The following is a 17,018-nucleotide window of genomic DNA, read 5'->3' as shown; positions in this document are numbered from 1 at the left end:
GGATGGATGATTTTAGGTGGATTTGTTCATAAGAAAATGGTAAATTATTCTATAGTTAATACCACAAAGTGTTCGTGTTTGATATGTGTTATCGGGATAACGCGTAAATGGGTTATATGTTTCGGCTCATATTATTTATATTTGGGGAGGGTATCTGGTTGGACAAGAATTCTGTATATAGAACAAACATTATAGGCGCTGGCGAGGTTGGCGTAGCCATATCGGTCGATAAGGATAAAAATGTTGTTCATAAAACAAATAGCTTATTTTGGGATACAAAAGGAAATGATATTTTAGGAGCAACCTCACTTCCTTTTTATGGATCATTTGTATCAGAAGAACAATGTCAACTTTTTGGCGATGTCTCAGGGAAAAAGATGCTGGAGATAGGCTGTGGTAGGGGACAATCTTTGCAATATCACGGGGAACGCAAAGCAGCTGAACTATGGGGTATAGATTTATCAGAGAACCAAATCGAAAAGACAAGGCAGTACTTGACGGTGAGCGGTCTTTCTGCCAATTTGATCTGTTCTCCCATGGAAGATGAATGTGGCCTACCAGTGGATTATTTTGACTTTGTTTATTCGATTTATGCCATAGGCTGGACAACGGACCTTGAGGGTACTTTTTGCCGAATTGCTTCTTACCTAAAAAAAGACGGCGTATTTATTTTCAGTTGGTCTCACCCTATACATAAATGTGTTGTTGCAGAAAATGATATGCTTGTTTTCAAAAAATGTTATTTCGATGAATCCTGGTATTCAGTTTCTCTTGACGAAAGTACGCTAACCTTATCTGACCGTAAACTATCAACCTATGTGAATGCGTTAGCAAAAGCGGGATTTGTAATTGAGCAAATGATTGAGCAATCTGATGATGAGATTATGCAGTCGCGGGACAGTAACAGCGATTTTGCAAAAAAAGCAAAAATGCTTCCTGTAACTTTTGTAATTAAAGCAAGAAAGCTCTAACATCTGATAGCTTGATCATGATTAGCAAATTTTAGATACACAGCCATACAAGTTCAATATTTCCCATAGTGCTATTTCATCCTTAAGCGATTGGATTGAATATACCATTACTTCAATGGAAAAGGGGAGCTCCCCTTTTGCAAGCTCTTGATATTTGATACTACGCCCAAAAAGCCTTTAACGGTCTTTGAGTCGAACATTTCAATCTTATCTATCATCAACGCAGTGCTGGACTTTAGTCGAGGTCCGTTACCTGCCTGCAGTCTGTTCCGAATCACAGAAATATTCGTTACAATATAGCCAAGTCTTTTGGAGGAGCTATGGATCATGAATTACGAACATAAAGTACAGAGGGAAGTTGCCAACTGGGAACAAAAAATGTTCAAACCGCCGGGATGGCTGGAAAAAACATCGAAAACAATCGGCAATCGAATTAATCATTTGATTCCCCCGAAGGTGCACATCATCATTACCACCACCATACGATCGATCGTGCGTACGGCACTGTTCGGAGCGGAATATACGCCTAGCCGCCTGGTGCAACGTAATTTGGAACTGGAGTTTGCCGATCAAGAAGCAAAAGAGTTGTTTGCCTTGTACCAAAAAATCGCTGTTGCCGAAGGCGCAGGAACCGGAGCAGGCGGTATTATGTTTAGCGTGGTGGACTTTCCAGCTTTAATTGCGATCAAGATGAAATTTTTGTTCGAACTGGCGCATGTTTACGGTTATGACACCAAACATTTCGCTGAGCGTGTATTCATTCTTAAGGTTTTTCAAATGACGTTTGCGGGGCCGGAAAACCGTGTTAGGTTGTTGAATTCCATCAAGCATTGGCATGTTGAAAAGGAACAATGGCTCTCCGAAGCTGAATACTCCAAAAATATGGACTGGGAGACATTTCAGATCGAGTATCGCGACGCCATTGATTTCCGGAAAATGCTGCAGATGGTGCCAGGAATCGGGGCTGTCGCAGGTGCCTGGGCGAATTATACCATTCTTGAGGAGCTACGCGAATTCGCCATGAACGCTTACAGGCTGCGGAGATTACACGATGATTTCGAAGTTCTAGGTTAATCTTTTCTCTGTTGCTCATATACATCCAAGAAACATAGTTACTTGAATGTATATGAGCGGCAATTCCATTTCCTTTCCACCAATGATTAAGCATACAAATCTATTAGTTAAGTAATCAAGTCCTTATCAATATCTTTAAAGTATAGTGTTATTCACACTACAATTTGATTATAAACAGCTCCTCGTATTAAACTAACCTGCCCCTTACTTCAATGTAAAAGTGGTGCTCCCATGTTTCAAGCCCCTCCACTATAGTTCTCTGTTAGCAGAATAAGCTACGATGATCATGATTTGATGGTCTTAGATTTCCACATTCGATATAATCCAAAAACTAAAAAAATAAATGCAATAACTTCTATAATGCTAGGAAGTAGAGTAAACCAAGCTACTAATTCTCCAATAGTCATTCCCATAGGAGTATTTCCGTTAGTAAATGAATCATCAATGTATTTACTAATAAAAGGGGAATAAATATAAGGTGAAATCTGAAGGACAATTAAGAAGAGAAAGAAATAAAAGCCTGCTGTAAAGGAATGTTTTCTACATTGTATAAGTCCGAATATTAACAAGGCTAAAAATATAGCAGCGAGTAAGATACTCACAGTATTTACCAATATATCACCTCCAGTATATACATATATTACCATATTTTTCATTGCAGTTTTTAAGTATCCTGCCCGTTAATTCAACGGAAAGAGGAGTTTCCAAGTTGCAAGCCCCTCCACTATAGTATCCCGTTAGCGCAATCATGTTTCCTAAGCCTCTTTCATTCGGCAGAGTATTTCGGAGATCTCTTGAACTCTGGTCGTATAAATCCCATTTGTTTGTTCAATAGCTAATGGGTAGTTTATTGGTTCAAGTTCAATATATGACGGATACCTACTAATCGGGTTATATACCATGGTTTTCACGTTTAATGACTCTGGATAGAAATTGCGGTTTCTTTTATAAGATTAGCTTCTGCTGCCAGAAGTAGAGTATAGTAGGAATAGTTTAAAATATATTCTAGGAGGCTACAGCCATGTCACAGGAGATTTGGATTAACCTGCCAGTCAAAGATGTAGAGAAGTCAACTGCCTTTTTCAATGAGATTGGATTCCATGCGGTGAGCGTTGGTAACGAGAGAGCCAAGCTTGCCATAGGCCAAACAACGATTTTACTGTTCCCGGATGCAGCATTTGAGAAATTTACAAGTTCAAAAACCGCAGATACTACCCATAGCGCAGAAGTAATATTTTCCATTAGCGCTGAAAGCAGAGAAGAAGTAGAAGCCTTTATTCAAAAAGTAGAGTTTGCCGGAGGAAGCATCTTTGGCAAGCCCAGTGAAATTGACGGCTGGATGTACGGCGCAGGATTTGCCGACCTAGACGGTCACCGCTGGAACCTGCTGTACATGGATGAGAGCAAAATGCCGAAAAGCTAATATGGAAAATCCGGTGACCTGTTCAAGGTCACCGGATTTTTTATAACCCGTATAATCTCATATCTGTTATTTAAATCAAAATCGTTGCTTTTATTAACACATATTGGAACTATTCTGTTCCGTTACTTCGACAACGGCTGCTTATTTCGTTTTAATGGGTATCCATATTTCGCTTTTAAATTGCGGCGATGCTACATCTTTGTGCTCATTCCAGAGTATTTCAGGTCCTTCACTTAACTCATATTCCGAAGACGGAAACCATTCGGAATAAATTCGTCCCCAGATTTCTTGAAGTACACTTGGAAAAGGGCCTACTGCCGTAAATACAGCCCATGTAGAGGCTGACACCTCCAGCTGGACGAAGCCATCTCTTGATTCATTCGTTGTGGCCGCCCCGATGTAATGATCTAGCTCTCCTTTCTCCTCCATCCGCCCTTCACTGAAATTCGTAGAAGCACTGATTAGTCCTGAAGGTTGAACATTCGAAAAGCCCTTAATCTGATCAATTATTTCTGGTGTAAGTCCTTCAAACATCGATGCAATCTCTGGATTCACTCCTTGAAAAACTATTGGCACTCTTTTTTTGATCCCCACTATGAAAAAAGCCTCTTTGTCTTCAATTCGGTAGATCATTTCACTTCCTCCTTTGATAGTTAGTTGAAACGTCATGCGCGGGAAGGTTTTGAGGGACTGTCCATGGATCCGGGCTTCCGAGGGAGTAATCCCATGCATGCTTTGGAAAGCCCTAGTAAAGGAATCCGGCGAGGTGTATCCATATTTCATCGCAACATCGATGATCTTAATATCACTATGGCTTAGCTCGAGTGCTGCCAAAGTTAGGCGTCTTCGGCGGATGTATTCTGATAAAGTAATGCCTGCAAGGAATGAGAACATCCGTGTTAAATGATATTCCGAACAGCAAGCAATTTTTGCTGCCTCCTGATAGTCCACACGATCAGTAAGACTCTCCTCAATATAGCTTAAAGATTTGTTCAGTTGTGCAAGCATATCCATGATTATCACCTCCCCTCGTTACTCAAAGCATAGCAGAGAAGGTAATTCCCTTCCCGACATTTAGTGCACAATTCTGCAGGGTCTTTGATATTCGTAGAACATCCCCTTCAACTTTGCGTCAATAGCATAGTTTTTATTTAATGGCTAGCGTCAGAAAAATGCGTATTTCTATCGATATGGGTATTTTGATACATAAAAATCCCGACTTATCTATGATCTTAAGAGATAAGTCGGGATTTATTCTGAAAGGTTAAAAATTACATTCCTTCATTATAGTCGGAAAGACTGATAATGAATTCTATTTGTACAAGTTGTTTTAAACGTTATGAATACACCTTTTAATTAAGGTGCTTTCATAATTATTAATGCTCTTACAATGTAGTAATAATCGGTCCATTCTTCGTAAGAATAATCGTATGTTCATATTGAGCTACAAAGCTTTTTTCTGTAACAAAGGTCCCATCTTCTTTTTGGGATACTTCTTCTTCAAAGGTCGAAATAAATGGTTCAAATGCGATAACCATCCCCTCCTTTAATAATTCATCATCCCATGTATCATTATAATTATAAATGTGGTCAGGTGCTTCGTGTATTGTACGTCCAATACCATGACCTGTAAGGTTTTTGATCACAGTTAATCCATTATCTCTCGCTGTTTGGAATACTACTTTTCCGATTCTACTTTTTTTTGAACCAGGTTTTGCATTCTTAAGCCCAGCTTCAAATGCCTTTTTAGCAACGTCGCAGATTTTCGTTAATACTTCGTCTCCTTCGCCTACTACAAACGAGATTCCTGTATCTGCGAAATAACCATTTTTGGAACCAGAAACATCTATATTTACTAAATCCCCTTCATGAATAATCCGATGACCCGGAACACCATGTGCCACTTCTTCATTAACACTAATGCAAGTATATCCAGGAAAATCATATTCACTTATTGGAGCTGAAACTGCACCTGCTCTTTCTAAAAGCTCTCCGGCTATATCATCAAGTTCTTTGGTCGTTATGCCAGGAATTGTTCTTTGTACCAATTCATCTCTAATGGAGGCAACAATTTTCCCTATTTCCTTCAAACCATTAAAATCTTCTTCTGTTTTTGCAATCATCATATATCCTCACTTCTTAAAGTATCTTATGATTATTAATCCATTTAGATTATAGCATAAACGGAGCAGATTTTTCTTCAACTAATCTGACAATTATTAAAGAAAAGCTGTATTGATGGCATTAAACTATCCTTCTCCGCTAGCATAATGTTCCAATATTATGCTTTCTAAAAGTAACAATTATAAGCCCCACACAGCCAGATAGGAAGAAGCAAATTCAGCACGTAAATTACCATGATAAAATGCTCAAGACATTATGACTCTTACTACATCTAATTGTGGATAAATAAAATTCAGTCTGTCAAAATCAAGAAAGGTTTTTAAACGTCACCGCTTTCGTTTGGTTCTTATCAAAATCATGAAAAGTAACAGAAGGACAACAGCAACAACTACTATGCTCGCCGGAATGACATACCCCATCTGATGTTGAGATTGATCCCACTCCATTGATAATCCAGGTTTAGTAGACTTGAAGCCTGAATCCTTCATCGCCGCTTCCCTTGCAATGTCCCAAGGTCCCGTTCGACCACACAAATTCATGCGAAGTTTTCCTTCCTGAACACTTCCAAATACCAAATATTCCGTATTTTTAACAAAAGGATCCCACCCGTTATGATAAATCTCAAGTTGCGAGGTCTCTACGCCTTTCCATGCCTCATCGATCAGGAACACGGTAAGTCCGTCCTTATTAATCTCGACCGCTTTTCCTTTGAAAACGACGCTGCTAAGGTCCATCTCCTCTTTAACGGGACGTGGCATTGCACAGGACAAGGCTTCAGCATGCGATGCCGTCCAAAAAATAAATGTAACTAAAATGAGTAGGATCGCTGTAAAAAGTTTTTTCAAAAAATCCCTCCGCTCTTTTCTAACTAAACCTTCTGACTACCCCAAGTGCAAGAAGATTACTGAGAGATAAGTTTTCCCTCTTTTCCAGTCCGTTAACTCAATATAATTAGTGCGTACTGTGATATCTACTCCATTGTCATTTGTTCAACTATCGTTCTCCGTTAGCTGAATGTTTTTAATCATTAAAAAAAGCTACCACTTCATCCGCATCATACGTTTTTAAGACTAATCCTTTTGTGTCAAAGATAAGCATGACAGGGAAGTTTTCAATATTCAATTCCTGCTTATAATCAACAACAAAGTCCTCTTGATAAACTCCGAAGTTTATTGGACTTTTGGATAGAAGACCCATCAATGTATCTTCCGTTGTTAATGGTAACGAGTCTCCTTCTTTAACAAATACTGTTGTCAGATAACTTCCCTTTTTGTTGGACAATAATTGTTTATACTTCTCCTTGTACGACATTTCCAACAAAATAATCTCCTTTGCTTCATATGTGATACCTTCATCAATCCACCTTGGTGGGTTGATAAGTACTTTTTGTCCGATTTTTAATGAATTAATATTGGATAAGGACCCGTCCTCTTTTTTAATAATCAAATCATCCGTTATTATAACCGGGATAGACACGCCGTAAGCGTCGACATTGCCTTTCATATCTCTTTTATCCCATTCAGAAATATTCACTTCAACCAAGCTGTTTGCTCTTTCCACCCGTTCTATGTTACCAATCATTTTATCATCTTCGTAATATCCATAAGGTTTATTGCTACAAGCAGCTAGTGTTAATAAGATGCATATAAGTAAAGGAAATAACAACTTATTCAGCATTTTTATGCCCCTTCCGAAGACCTTTTAATTACTGCCTCTCCTTACTATAAACGTAAAAATTATGTAATATGTTTCCTTTCCAGAATGAAATAGGAATATTATCATAATTGGTAATCGGATAAAGATATTGTTACCCCGCTTTGACAACAAACTTACACTATAAAATAAAAGTGCCGCGATTTACGCGGCACTTAATGAGCTAATAATCTTGTCACCTGACAGCTAGAGTGGCACGAAAGGTCCAGCAAAACGAGTCTTGAAGCTGATTCAATCCTACTTGAACGCAGGTAAGATTATCGTTTATTTATATCACTATTTTAAGAGATACTTATAATATGCCGGGAATTCTCTTATTATTGAGTAAATATCTCTAAACTCAAAGATTTTGGCATGGGCTGAATAAACTTCTTCTATATCCATTTTTCTAAACGCTAATTTTGTCCTAGTTACATGAAAATATTGAGTAATAACCATAGCGGAGTCTAATTCTAATTCATCCATAATCTTGCTAGTATTTTGAGCGGTCATATATGAGTTGTACCCATTGCTATCCTCTATTATTTTATCTTCCGGTATCCCTTTATCTATTAAGTAAGATTTCATAACCTTTGCCTCATCGAAACCTTCCTTACCAATACCACCACTTACCATGATATAAGTATAATAGCCCCCATCATAAAGTTCTACAGACTTATCTAATCTTGCTTTTAACCGTTCAGAAGGTTGTCCAGTAGTTTCTACTTTATTTCCTAATACTACAGCTACATCAACAGGTTTCAATTCATCATTTAACCCATCTATTACCACGAAAGTACTGTGAATGATAAACCAGAGGAAAAGACTTGCTACTAATATTAAAAATCGTTTAATAAAAACAAAGATCAATCTCTCACCTGCATTCTCTCATATTTTTCTATAATACTCCTTAAGTATTGTAACACTTAGCGTATGAAACGTTCCACTCAGGTAGCTTGAGCTAAACTTCTCCCCAAAATATTTCAGTTTCATAATCGAATGGAACAATACCATCCTGATGATTCCTATCAAAAAGATTTCGCAGTTCCGTCATCATCGGATTGTAATTCGGATGTCCTGATATAGGGCTATAGGAAGATGATAGCAACCTGCCTCTCAGCCCTTCGAAATCGAACTCCTGACTCATTCTGAATCGCACTTCATGCATCGTTCCTGCCTTGAAAAAAGAGTGAAGCATCGTCTGAGAAATATTTTTATGATTGACTTTTTGGTAGTCGGTACCGTACGTATAGAGCAGTTGATCGTACTCTTCACGAAATGAAGTACCGTTTGTAAGACGTGAATTCCAAATTAGTATTACTCTCCCACCCGGCTGTAGAATTCTACGAAACTCGATTTGCGCAGCTAAGCGATCAAACCAGTGAAACGCTTGTGCGCAGACAATAAACTCAACCGACTGATCTGGTAATCCAGTAGATTCTGCGGAACCTGATATAGTCTGAAAGTTAGGTTTGCTTCCAAATATCTGCTCGGCTGCTTCCCGCATTGCCTGATTCGGCTCGACCGCGATCACATTGTTTCCGCGTTCCAGTAGTAGCTTTGAAAAGATACCTGTACCGGAACCGATGTCTGCTATTATACTGTTCGAACGCAAACCGATGAAGTCGTACAAATAATCAACAGCCTCTTTCGGATAGCTCGGGCGGTACTTCAAATATGAATCGACCCGATCCGAAAATCTTTCTCTACTGTTCATCTCTCGTCACTCTCCCAGTATTTGATTAGTTTTTTTAGTGCAGTATTGTTTTTTAATTATTAAACTCTAGTTTCCTTTAATGGTAAACGTTTCGTTCACTACGTCGATTTCTGAAGTAACTATGTTAATGCCTTCTCCTCTAGGTTAGGCTATCTAACTACTTTTCTCTTTTCATCTTAAAATCCCTTCCTGTTTATTCCTTCTTTCTGCCATCTAATTGAATAGCGAAAAATCTCTAAAGGCGAATCCACCCCTATTTCGTGCTAAAAAATCGCTGGTAAAAACAGCTTCACGAAGTACATCTCGCAATTGGGCAATACCTTTTAAAACTTCCAGAAAATATAACGTACATCGGGGCCTCCGATCTGACGCCTTAACCGTTTGTCAATTCCACTGTCGATTCACCGACTGGAATGCCCCACATCGTCTACGACATCACGAGCAAGTCGCTGGCGACGATCAAATAGGAGTAATGAAAAAAACTCCGAAAATCCACTACATTCAATGGTTTTCGGAGTTTTTTAGAGTCAACCCTGCGCAGGACTGGGCTTCATTTCATAGATTTTTTTAAGCGTCTCCCTCCAGGTACCTCATCATTTTGAGACCCAAAATAACTTGCGCCTTCCTGTGATGCAGTTCTCCGTAGTGGATGTAAGTGAGGTATGGGCTAAGATTCGTAATATTTATGTGAAGTACTCAATGGTTGATTGCGGGAAGAAATGGTTGATATATCTGCCAAGAGTTTCTTTTATTTCCTCCTGCTCTTGGTCTGTATAGACATATTTTCCAATTCCATATCGTCCCCATTTCCATTTTCTTTTAGTTTCATCAAGTTCCAGCTTTGTCATCGGATAATTCTTCTCAATAACATGCTTCGCAGGTTTAGTAAATCGATGTTGAATTAATTCGAAGGTCAGATCTTTCTTTGCGGAATCGGAAAGGACGGATTCTAATTTCTCGAACATTACCTTATAGCCCTCTTTCCATCCTTCATGCAAATAGATTGGAGCAATAATGAAACCTAAAGGATATCCTGCTTCCCCTACTCTCCTAGCCGCTTCCATTCTCTCAGATTGTCTGGATGTCCCCGGTTCAAAATTTTTTATAATATAGTCGTTATTCATACTGAAACGAAATCGAGTCCGACCATTATGCTTGGCATCAAGTAAATGATCGACATGAGCAAATTTGGTTACAAAACGTAATCGTCCGAATTCAGATTCACCAAAAAATTCAATAGCTCTCTTTAGGGAATGTGTTAAGTGATCAATACCTACTATATCCGATGTACAGGATGCTTCAAACCTTGTTATCTCTGGAGCTCTTTCCTTCATATATTGATTAGCTGCTTCAAAGATGTCATCAAGATTGACATATGTACGAATATACGGCTTACTGCCCATGGTAGTTTGTAAATAACAATAATGACAATGACCCATACACCCAGTTGCTAACGGAATTGCATATTCTGCAGAAGGTTTTGAAGTATCAAACTTTATAGTTTTCCTAACCCCAACGACTAGAGTTGACTTAGCAATTCTATATTTTTGAAATTCATTGTCTCCAGGTAGGTTTCGTATTTGATTATGTGAGGTTGTCTCTCTAATTTCAATACCCATATTTTCAAATTTGGTTATTAATTCTCTACCTAGAGGATATTCCAGTGCTTTTGGTTCTACATAAACAAGTTGAGGTACGAAAGGCTTAACCATAAAAACCCTCCACATCAGAAAACCCAAAAGCTTCTTTATAGGCATCCTCAGCCTCACTTGCTGTTTGATATATGGCAAAGTCATTATTTAATGGATAATATGTTTCATAAATAAATAATGAAAAATTACCAGGAGAATTAGGATCCATCACAACTGCAGCCTCTTGAACATTAGCTACTCCCTGAACATGAGGGTTTCGAATAATCACATACACGACTTGCCCCGGCTGAACTACGTCTAACATTTTATCAACCCCATTCTTATGTTTTAGTTAGTATTTCATGAAATTATTTAGAATATCCTAACATATTAAAGATAATTTACAGGTCACTGAAATGTAACAGACAACAGCAAGAATATTGCAACTAAATATTTTTCCGACACCAATTTAATGTGTTAAATATGGCTTCATCTATAGACGTGGCTTTCATACCAAATGTCTTTTCGAACTTGCTGCTATCCATTACAAATGGATTATTCCATTGATACATCATTTCAACCATCTCATGCATACTGGGGTTAAACAACCCCAGTATGCGAATGAGCCATGTCTCGACTACTCTAGTTTTCACGTTTTTATCCAATTTAGCAGAAATTAATTGAAGAAGCTCAATTTGCGTGATTGGGGGATTGCTAGGAACATGCCAAATTTCACCATTGGCTGCTTCATTTGTACCTGCAATCGCTAACGCCTTGCCAAAATCAGGCGCATAGGTAAACGTATGAGGTTTATGCATGTTTCCTAAGATGGATGCTCGCTTACCAGATAAAGCTGAACCAAAAATGAGTGGAGTAGCCGCAAAGTCGTCAGGACCCCAGAAGTCTGATCCACGAACGCGAGTTATAGGCAGCTTTCCAGAGTTGTGAGCCCATTCAAGAGCTTCCGTCATGGCTTGTCGTACTTTCCCCTTACGGGTATGTGCGTTATAAGATGTCGTTTCAACAAAAGGCGCATTAGTTGGCATACCATACATATATAAATTTTCTGCAACTATTAATCGGGCCCCATTAACTGCAGTTCCTTCAATAATGGCTTGCTGCATCTGTAAAAAAGATTTTACCCAGTCGTGATACGCGGGCTGAGCACATTGATAAACGGCTGCAGCGCCTTTCGTCAGTTCGGCTACTTTCAAATTATCAAATGCATTTCCAGCAACCGTCTCCACTTCATCTGGCATGCTGTTTTTACTACCAGATCTATTAACTATCCGCACCTTTTTATTTAATTTAAGCAGTTCCCGCATTGTCCACATTCCTAAAGGCCCCGTACCAAAGATGACATGCAATTCCTTCTGATTAACCCTTTCCACTTGTTCTACAGCTCCTTCTTCTATTAATAATTCATTTGATTATCATAAAGTAGTATGGAGACTGCGGCTATTATCAAAAGCGCAAAGGAATTAATGAAATGTGCAAACATCTGTATGATCAGTTGTATTGTTTCCGATAATCCCCTGGCGTTTGCCCTGTCCATTTCTTAAAGGCGAGATGAAAGGATACAGGATCAGAAAATCCAAGAGCATAAGAAATATCGCTAATTGAAAACGAAGGATTTTTCAAATAACTTTCCGCCATGTTCTTGCGAATAACGGTAAGTAAATCCTTGAAGGTAGTATTCTCTTTCTTTAATTGAAGTTGAATGGAACGAACGCTATATCCTAGACTTCTAGCAATGTCTTGGATTCTAGGAATAGTTCCATCAAAGCTTTTGATAATAGCAACACTAACCACCTCCGAGAAAGTGTGTTCCATTTTCAAAGCACGCATCATCTGGATGGCATGGTTCTCCACAATTTGTAACAGCTGCTGATTGCGATATACGAGGGGTAAATCCAATAAATTTGCATCGAATATAAGAGCAGTTTCCTTTTGATTGAAAACAAGCTTCGCTCCAAAAAAACTGGCGTAAGGTTGTATATCTAAGGGGGTATTTTGAATAAATGAGACCATTCTCAGTTTAATTGGATCGCCAGTTAGCTTCTGAATAAACTTATAGGTCGAAGAGAGGATTGAATCCATAAGATGATAGGTTGTTTTTCTAGAAGAGTCGCCTACCCAAAAGCTGAATCTTGCTTCACCATCGATAACCTGCAAATCGTAAACTACACCACTGCATAAGAGAATGTTATAACGTTGATAGTTTTTGAACGCTTGATGTAGAGTGTTGGAATTGAGCAAAATATATCCAATCAAACCCAAATTGTCTAATGAAAACTCTGCTCCCAGATGAAAGCCGAAAAAGGGATCTTTACTAATAGAAGCTGCTCTTTCCAACAAAAGGTCATATTTGTCCGCATCGATATAGTTGTCTGGATTTGTCATAAGATCCTCTTGGATATAAAGGTCTTTATACAACAATTCTATGGTGTGTCCTTTACTTAATACGTCAAGCACTATTGGCCTGGCCAACAACACCGACATTTTAGACATTTTAGACATTTTGGATTAACTCCTATATCTATATATTTTCGTACTTTATTAGCTTTATTGCATGTTTTATTATGGTGAACTTTAGTCTGCTGTCATATGATTATTCCGTAATCGAAGTTAGCAGCCTGTAGTTAATTTGAAAAAGAAGGGAAGCGTTGTTCAAATGAATCATCATTTACACCGTCAAGCAGGACAATTGTTTATTTTAGGATCTTTATTGCTTTTTATTCCTTACATTGCTCTTGTTTTTATTTTTGATTACCCTGAAATACTAAGAATGCCTATAGATCAGATTCTAACAAAATTTCATGATGGAGGAACATCATTAATTCTGGTTTGGTGGATATTTTCACTAGCCGGACTGCCGCTGTTTTGGGCTGTTGTTTTTCTAGGCAAGATCATTGGAGAAGAATACCAAAATGTAAGAGTTGCAACAACTTTTATGATCATTGGAGGAATAACCCAGATTGCAGGATTATTGAGATGGGTATTTGTTGTGCCGGTTCTTTCTAATTATTACGCTGATCATCCCGATACTTCACAAGAGACCATTTCTATTATATTTCAAGTCGTTCACCAATACGGCGGAGTCATTCTTGGAGAGCATTTGGGCCAACTATTTTCGATTATATGGACTTTGATTGTTTGCCGCCATTTTCTCAAATCCAAAACCGTTCATCCCTTCATCGGTTGGTTCGGAATTATCTCCTCCTTAATTTATCTATTAGGTCAAGCCGAGCTATTCGGCACGGTCATTCCAACTTTCCCGGTAATAGGATGGGCAGCCGCTGTTGGCAGCACACTTTGGCTACTTTGGATGATCGCACTGGGATACACATTGATTCGAAAAAATAAGCATAGTCAGACACTTATTCAAAATTGAGTTGTTTAATATGATCGGCATACTAGGCGTAGGAAATATAGGCGAACATTGAAAAATTCGTTACCTCAATGAATACTTCCATCATCTGAGGAACGGAAGACAAAGCGTATGTATTGCCTAAAGTTTTTCAACAAATGAAGCCGCAGTTTATCTCTCACGAATATCAATTCCCTCTATTCAATCCAGAGAAAACAGCAGGACTGCTGGAGTATGCGTTCTTACTACCGACACACAGCACTCAACGTGCGCAAACTCCCGTATCTTAAACACCAATATGCAAATTTAACATTTCCGCTTCTACTCGCAATTCTACTTTATGCTGTACCAGTATGTCCAATACGCATCACCGCGCTAGCTGTAACGGCAAGTTTTAGGGCCATAATTTGCGGGATGGCCCCTTCTTTGAAATTTATTCAGTTAGTAAATTAGGATGTGACATATGATCTCTTCGGTGGGAGCAAACTTTTGGTAGCATCTCACATCTACGTGTAGAAAGAGAGAAAGAAGAAATCGATTATACTTTTGTTCCAGGCGGTACATGCTCTACGCTGGTTACCTCAATAATCCGCTCTCATCTCGATCAACCGATAGTACCCAAGTTCGTCGTATCAGACAGCCGCCGGTCCGATTATGGAACATCATGATATGCGTCATCCGTTATTTTATCCTCATTTTTCGCCGTCAATTATGATAAGGCTCACCTTAATTAATCTTCAACTAAACTGCCCGTTACTTCAATGAACATCAAATAGAAACTGTCCTTTTGGGAGCTACATTCAAACAGTTGTCCGTTTGTGTAACAAGCTCTCCCATTAATATGAAAAACATGTAATGCTGATATACTTACTTATCAGTTCTCGGATAATAAGTAAACTCAGGATTTTTCACTATAAATTGCTTTTTCTTTTTGAAAGTGTTCATTACTTCTGGTCCTAGATGTAAGTTCTGTTGTACGAGTTGATGAGGTGTAAGCGCCATCCACTGATTTAGTGAAATATCTTCAAAGCGATCACTCTTAAATATCTCCAAAGCCCACACGCTTGTATTACCAGTATTTTGAATGTAGTGTCCGAAGGCACGCGGTACATATCCAACATCTCCAGCGCGGTAATTGAAAGTACGAGCAGTACCATTGGGTGCCATAACCGTCATTCTCGCCGTACCTGAGATATAATACTGCCATTCATCATTGTTTGGATGCCAGTGCATTTCTCTTATTGCTCCCGGTTTGATTTCCAGTAACGATGCGGTAATTTGAGACGAAATAGGAAAGTTGGTTGAATCCACAATACGTACTGTGCTCCCGCCAGGAGTTACAATCGGCTCTTGCGCAAGTAGTCGATGTGTAAATGTTTTTGGTACCGTACCTTGTGGGTCTGCTACCTGCTGACTTTCAAGTGGACCGGGAACGTTTCATTGAAAAATGTATAACTGATGGGTCGGGATTTGGTCGAAAGCATTTGTCGGAACACCAAAATTCGCAGATAGTACGTCCTTTGGCGTATGAGCGAACCAATCTGAGATAGTTAAAGTATTGAGGTCAGAGAAGCTACCGTCAGGGAAGACGAGCAAAAACTCACTGCCTTCCTCAAGTCCTTAAATAGAATGAGGAATTCCGGGAGGGAAGTACCAAAGGTCACCCACGCCTACGTCAGCAATGAAGTTCTTCCCGTTCTGATCTACTGATGTAATGCGCGCCCGCCCCACAAGCATGATCGCCCATTCCGCTTGCTGGTGCCAATGTAACTCTCGCACACCACCCGGAGTCAGAGCCATATTCACCCCAGCAATCGTGGTTGCAATCGGAAGCTGCCTAACTGTCACTTCTCGTGACCAACCACCGTGATTTAACTGCATATTAGTATCGGAGAAAGAGAACTTTAGGTTAGGAAGGATCCGGCATCGGTGACAGGCGAAACTAGCATGTCAGGGTTCTCAATGTCTCGTATAATATCCCGTGGTCCTAAATCCCACCAACCAGCACCATCATTTCTTATTGGTTGTGGTATTTCTACATTCCGTTTTTCATTTTCCAAATGTTATGCACCCCTCGTTCTATAAACTTCTTGCCCGTCACTAGTTAAGTGCCTATTTTAAGTTATGAAGAGAGTGGGGATTTGGAATTTTGTCCCTCTTATTAGCAGTAAACTATCCGTTAACATAATAAAGCTCTAACAGTCTAGCACTCTATTTTCCTGTCCAATACTTCATTTACCCCTTTATTCATAATAAAAAGCGCTCAAGAACCTGGTTCGGCTCTTGAGCGCTTTTAACATACTAATTAAGATTAAGACTGTAAATGTGAAACCATATAATCGATAATTGCATATGAATTGTTCGCAGCTTCTACTACGAAGTCTGTGTAAGAAACATCAGCAGATCCATCTGCTTTATCTGACATAGAACGAATGATAATGAATGGAGTACTATTGGCATAACAAACTTGAGCTACAGATGAACCTTCCATCTCAGCGCATACTCCACCGAATATTTCATGTAATTCTTTTACTTTATCAACACTCGCGATAAACTGATCGCCAGAAACAACCCTACCAACAACAGTACGATTTTGGAACAAAGCATCACTAGCTTTAACTGCAAGCTTCACTAGTTCCTCGTCTGCTACGAAATCAGATACTTCTTGGAAAGGAATTACACCTTTAGCATAGCCAAGAGGTGTAACGTCCATATCATGTTGCAAGGCACTGCTAGAAATAACAATATCTCCAACATTTAATCTAGGATCAAGCGCACCAGCAACACCTGTGAACCATACACAATCTACATCCATAGATAATAAAACTTGTGTACAGATAGCAGCGTTAACTTTACCAACGCCTGATTTGCAATAGATTAGAGCTTGTCCATGCAATGTACCTTCATAATAAGTAACTCCAGCAATCGTAGACTGCTGAACGTTTTTCACATTTTGATGAAGCAATTCAATTTCTTCAACCATTGCTCCAATGATGCCAATCTTGTTGTATAACAT

Annotated in this window: 16 protein-coding genes and 1 pseudogene; 4 read left to right on the top strand and 13 right to left on the bottom strand. The window is 39.0% G+C overall.

Annotated features, from left to right (window positions below; translation table 11 throughout):
- Positions 1 to 158 precede the first annotated feature (158 nt).
- Entirely contained in the window at positions 159 to 971 is an 813-nt protein-coding gene (locus NV377_RS13820) for a class I SAM-dependent methyltransferase (RefSeq protein WP_258199501.1), read from the top strand.
- 327 nt (positions 972 to 1,298) lie between these two features.
- Positions 1,299 to 2,045, top strand: a complete 747-nt coding sequence (locus NV377_RS13815) for an EcsC family protein (RefSeq protein WP_258199500.1) — start codon at positions 1,299 to 1,301, stop codon at positions 2,043 to 2,045.
- A 284-nt stretch (positions 2,046 to 2,329) separates the two neighbouring features.
- On the opposite strand, the gene NV377_RS13810 is transcribed toward NV377_RS13815, so the two are convergent.
- Entirely contained in the window at positions 2,330 to 2,659 is a 330-nt protein-coding gene (locus NV377_RS13810) for a hypothetical protein (RefSeq protein ID WP_258199499.1), read from the bottom strand.
- A 407-nt stretch (positions 2,660 to 3,066) separates the two neighbouring features.
- On the opposite strand from NV377_RS13810, the gene NV377_RS13805 reads away from it, so the two are divergent.
- Positions 3,067 to 3,468, top strand: coding sequence for a VOC family protein (locus NV377_RS13805; protein ID WP_258199498.1), 402 nt, complete (start codon positions 3,067 to 3,069; stop codon positions 3,466 to 3,468).
- Between the two features lie 141 nt (positions 3,469 to 3,609).
- Here NV377_RS13805 and NV377_RS13800 read toward each other — a convergent pair whose 3' ends face one another.
- The 10 genes from NV377_RS13800 to NV377_RS13755 all read right to left on the bottom strand — a co-directional run bounded on the left by NV377_RS13800 (position 3,610) and on the right by NV377_RS13755 (position 13,152).
- Positions 3,610 to 4,482: an AraC family transcriptional regulator gene (locus NV377_RS13800; RefSeq protein WP_258199497.1), complete on the bottom strand. Its 873-nt coding sequence runs from the start codon at positions 4,480 to 4,482 to the stop codon at positions 3,610 to 3,612.
- Positions 4,483 to 4,853: 371 nt separating this feature from the next.
- Positions 4,854 to 5,591, bottom strand: a complete 738-nt coding sequence (gene map / locus NV377_RS13795) for a type I methionyl aminopeptidase (protein ID WP_258200338.1) — start codon at positions 5,589 to 5,591, stop codon at positions 4,854 to 4,856.
- Between the two features lie 327 nt (positions 5,592 to 5,918).
- Complete coding sequence (locus tag NV377_RS13790) at positions 5,919 to 6,437, bottom strand: hypothetical protein (protein WP_258199496.1); 519 nt, start codon at positions 6,435 to 6,437, stop codon at positions 5,919 to 5,921.
- A 175-nt stretch (positions 6,438 to 6,612) separates the two neighbouring features.
- The gene (locus NV377_RS13785) at positions 6,613 to 7,269 is read right to left on the bottom strand and encodes a hypothetical protein (RefSeq protein ID WP_258199495.1); all 657 of its coding nucleotides are present in this window, start codon (positions 7,267 to 7,269) and stop codon (positions 6,613 to 6,615) included.
- A gap of 312 nt (positions 7,270 to 7,581) precedes the next feature.
- Positions 7,582 to 8,154 carry a YdcF family protein gene (locus NV377_RS13780; RefSeq protein WP_258199494.1) on the bottom strand — a complete coding sequence of 191 codons (573 nt, stop codon included), beginning with the start codon at positions 8,152 to 8,154 and terminating at the stop codon, positions 7,582 to 7,584.
- 91 nt (positions 8,155 to 8,245) lie between these two features.
- Positions 8,246 to 9,001 carry a class I SAM-dependent methyltransferase gene (locus NV377_RS13775; RefSeq protein ID WP_258199493.1) on the bottom strand — a complete coding sequence of 252 codons (756 nt, stop codon included), beginning with the start codon at positions 8,999 to 9,001 and terminating at the stop codon, positions 8,246 to 8,248.
- A 683-nt stretch (positions 9,002 to 9,684) separates the two neighbouring features.
- Positions 9,685 to 10,713, bottom strand: coding sequence for a spore photoproduct lyase (gene splB, locus NV377_RS13770; protein ID WP_258199492.1), 1,029 nt, complete (start codon positions 10,711 to 10,713; stop codon positions 9,685 to 9,687).
- The gene (locus tag NV377_RS13765) at positions 10,706 to 10,957 is read right to left on the bottom strand and encodes a transcriptional regulator SplA domain-containing protein (protein WP_258199491.1); all 252 of its coding nucleotides are present in this window, start codon (positions 10,955 to 10,957) and stop codon (positions 10,706 to 10,708) included. Before NV377_RS13765 ends, splB begins: the two co-directional genes overlap by 8 nt.
- 121 nt (positions 10,958 to 11,078) lie before the next feature.
- The gene (locus tag NV377_RS13760) at positions 11,079 to 12,023 is read right to left on the bottom strand and encodes an NAD-dependent epimerase/dehydratase family protein (RefSeq protein ID WP_258199490.1); all 945 of its coding nucleotides are present in this window, start codon (positions 12,021 to 12,023) and stop codon (positions 11,079 to 11,081) included.
- Positions 12,024 to 12,141: 118 nt separating this feature from the next.
- Entirely contained in the window at positions 12,142 to 13,152 is a 1,011-nt protein-coding gene (locus NV377_RS13755) for an AraC family transcriptional regulator (RefSeq protein WP_258199489.1), read from the bottom strand.
- Between the two features lie 154 nt (positions 13,153 to 13,306).
- Here NV377_RS13755 and NV377_RS13750 point away from each other — a divergent pair, with 154 nt between their 5' ends.
- Complete coding sequence (locus NV377_RS13750; RefSeq protein WP_258199488.1) at positions 13,307 to 14,026, top strand: DUF4386 domain-containing protein; 720 nt, start codon at positions 13,307 to 13,309, stop codon at positions 14,024 to 14,026.
- An 843-nt stretch (positions 14,027 to 14,869) separates the two neighbouring features.
- Here NV377_RS13750 and NV377_RS13745 read toward each other — a convergent pair.
- Both NV377_RS13745 and NV377_RS13740 read right to left on the bottom strand, forming a co-directional pair.
- Positions 14,870 to 16,062, bottom strand: a pseudogene (locus NV377_RS13745) (oxalate decarboxylase family bicupin).
- 251 nt (positions 16,063 to 16,313) lie between these two features.
- A complete protein-coding gene (locus tag NV377_RS13740; RefSeq protein ID WP_258199487.1) occupies positions 16,314 to 17,018 on the bottom strand; it encodes a 5'-methylthioadenosine/adenosylhomocysteine nucleosidase in 705 nt (234 codons plus the stop codon).

The sequence above is a fragment of the Paenibacillus endoradicis genome, assembly GCF_024721975.1.
The sequence above is the reverse complement of the archived record's forward strand: the minus strand, read 5'-3'. Positions and strand labels throughout refer to the sequence as shown.

Bases quoted from the DNA above. Each gene is read 5' to 3' on its own strand.
- NV377_RS13800 (WP_258199497.1), bottom strand. From the start codon at position 4,482: ATGGATATGCTTGCACAACTGAACAAATCTTTAAGCTATATTGAGGAG.
- NV377_RS13785 (WP_258199495.1), bottom strand. From the start codon at position 7,269: ATGCTGAATAAGTTGTTATTTCCTTTACTTATATGCATCTTATTAACA.
- NV377_RS13740 (WP_258199487.1), bottom strand. From the start codon at position 17,018: ATGTTATACAACAAGATTGGCATCATTGGAGCAATGGTTGAAGAAATT.
- map (WP_258200338.1), bottom strand. From the start codon at position 5,591: ATGATTGCAAAAACAGAAGAAGATTTTAATGGTTTGAAGGAAATAGGG.
- NV377_RS13750 (WP_258199488.1), top strand. From the start codon at position 13,307: ATGAATCATCATTTACACCGTCAAGCAGGACAATTGTTTATTTTAGGA.
- NV377_RS13805 (WP_258199498.1), top strand. From the start codon at position 3,067: ATGTCACAGGAGATTTGGATTAACCTGCCAGTCAAAGATGTAGAGAAG.
- NV377_RS13755 (WP_258199489.1), bottom strand. From the start codon at position 13,152: ATGTCTAAAATGTCTAAAATGTCGGTGTTGTTGGCCAGGCCAATAGTG.
- NV377_RS13765 (WP_258199491.1), bottom strand. From the start codon at position 10,957: ATGTTAGACGTAGTTCAGCCGGGGCAAGTCGTGTATGTGATTATTCGA.
- NV377_RS13815 (WP_258199500.1), top strand. From the start codon at position 1,299: ATGAATTACGAACATAAAGTACAGAGGGAAGTTGCCAACTGGGAACAA.
- NV377_RS13775 (WP_258199493.1), bottom strand. From the start codon at position 9,001: ATGAACAGTAGAGAAAGATTTTCGGATCGGGTCGATTCATATTTGAAG.
- splB (WP_258199492.1), bottom strand. From the start codon at position 10,713: ATGGTTAAGCCTTTCGTACCTCAACTTGTTTATGTAGAACCAAAAGCA.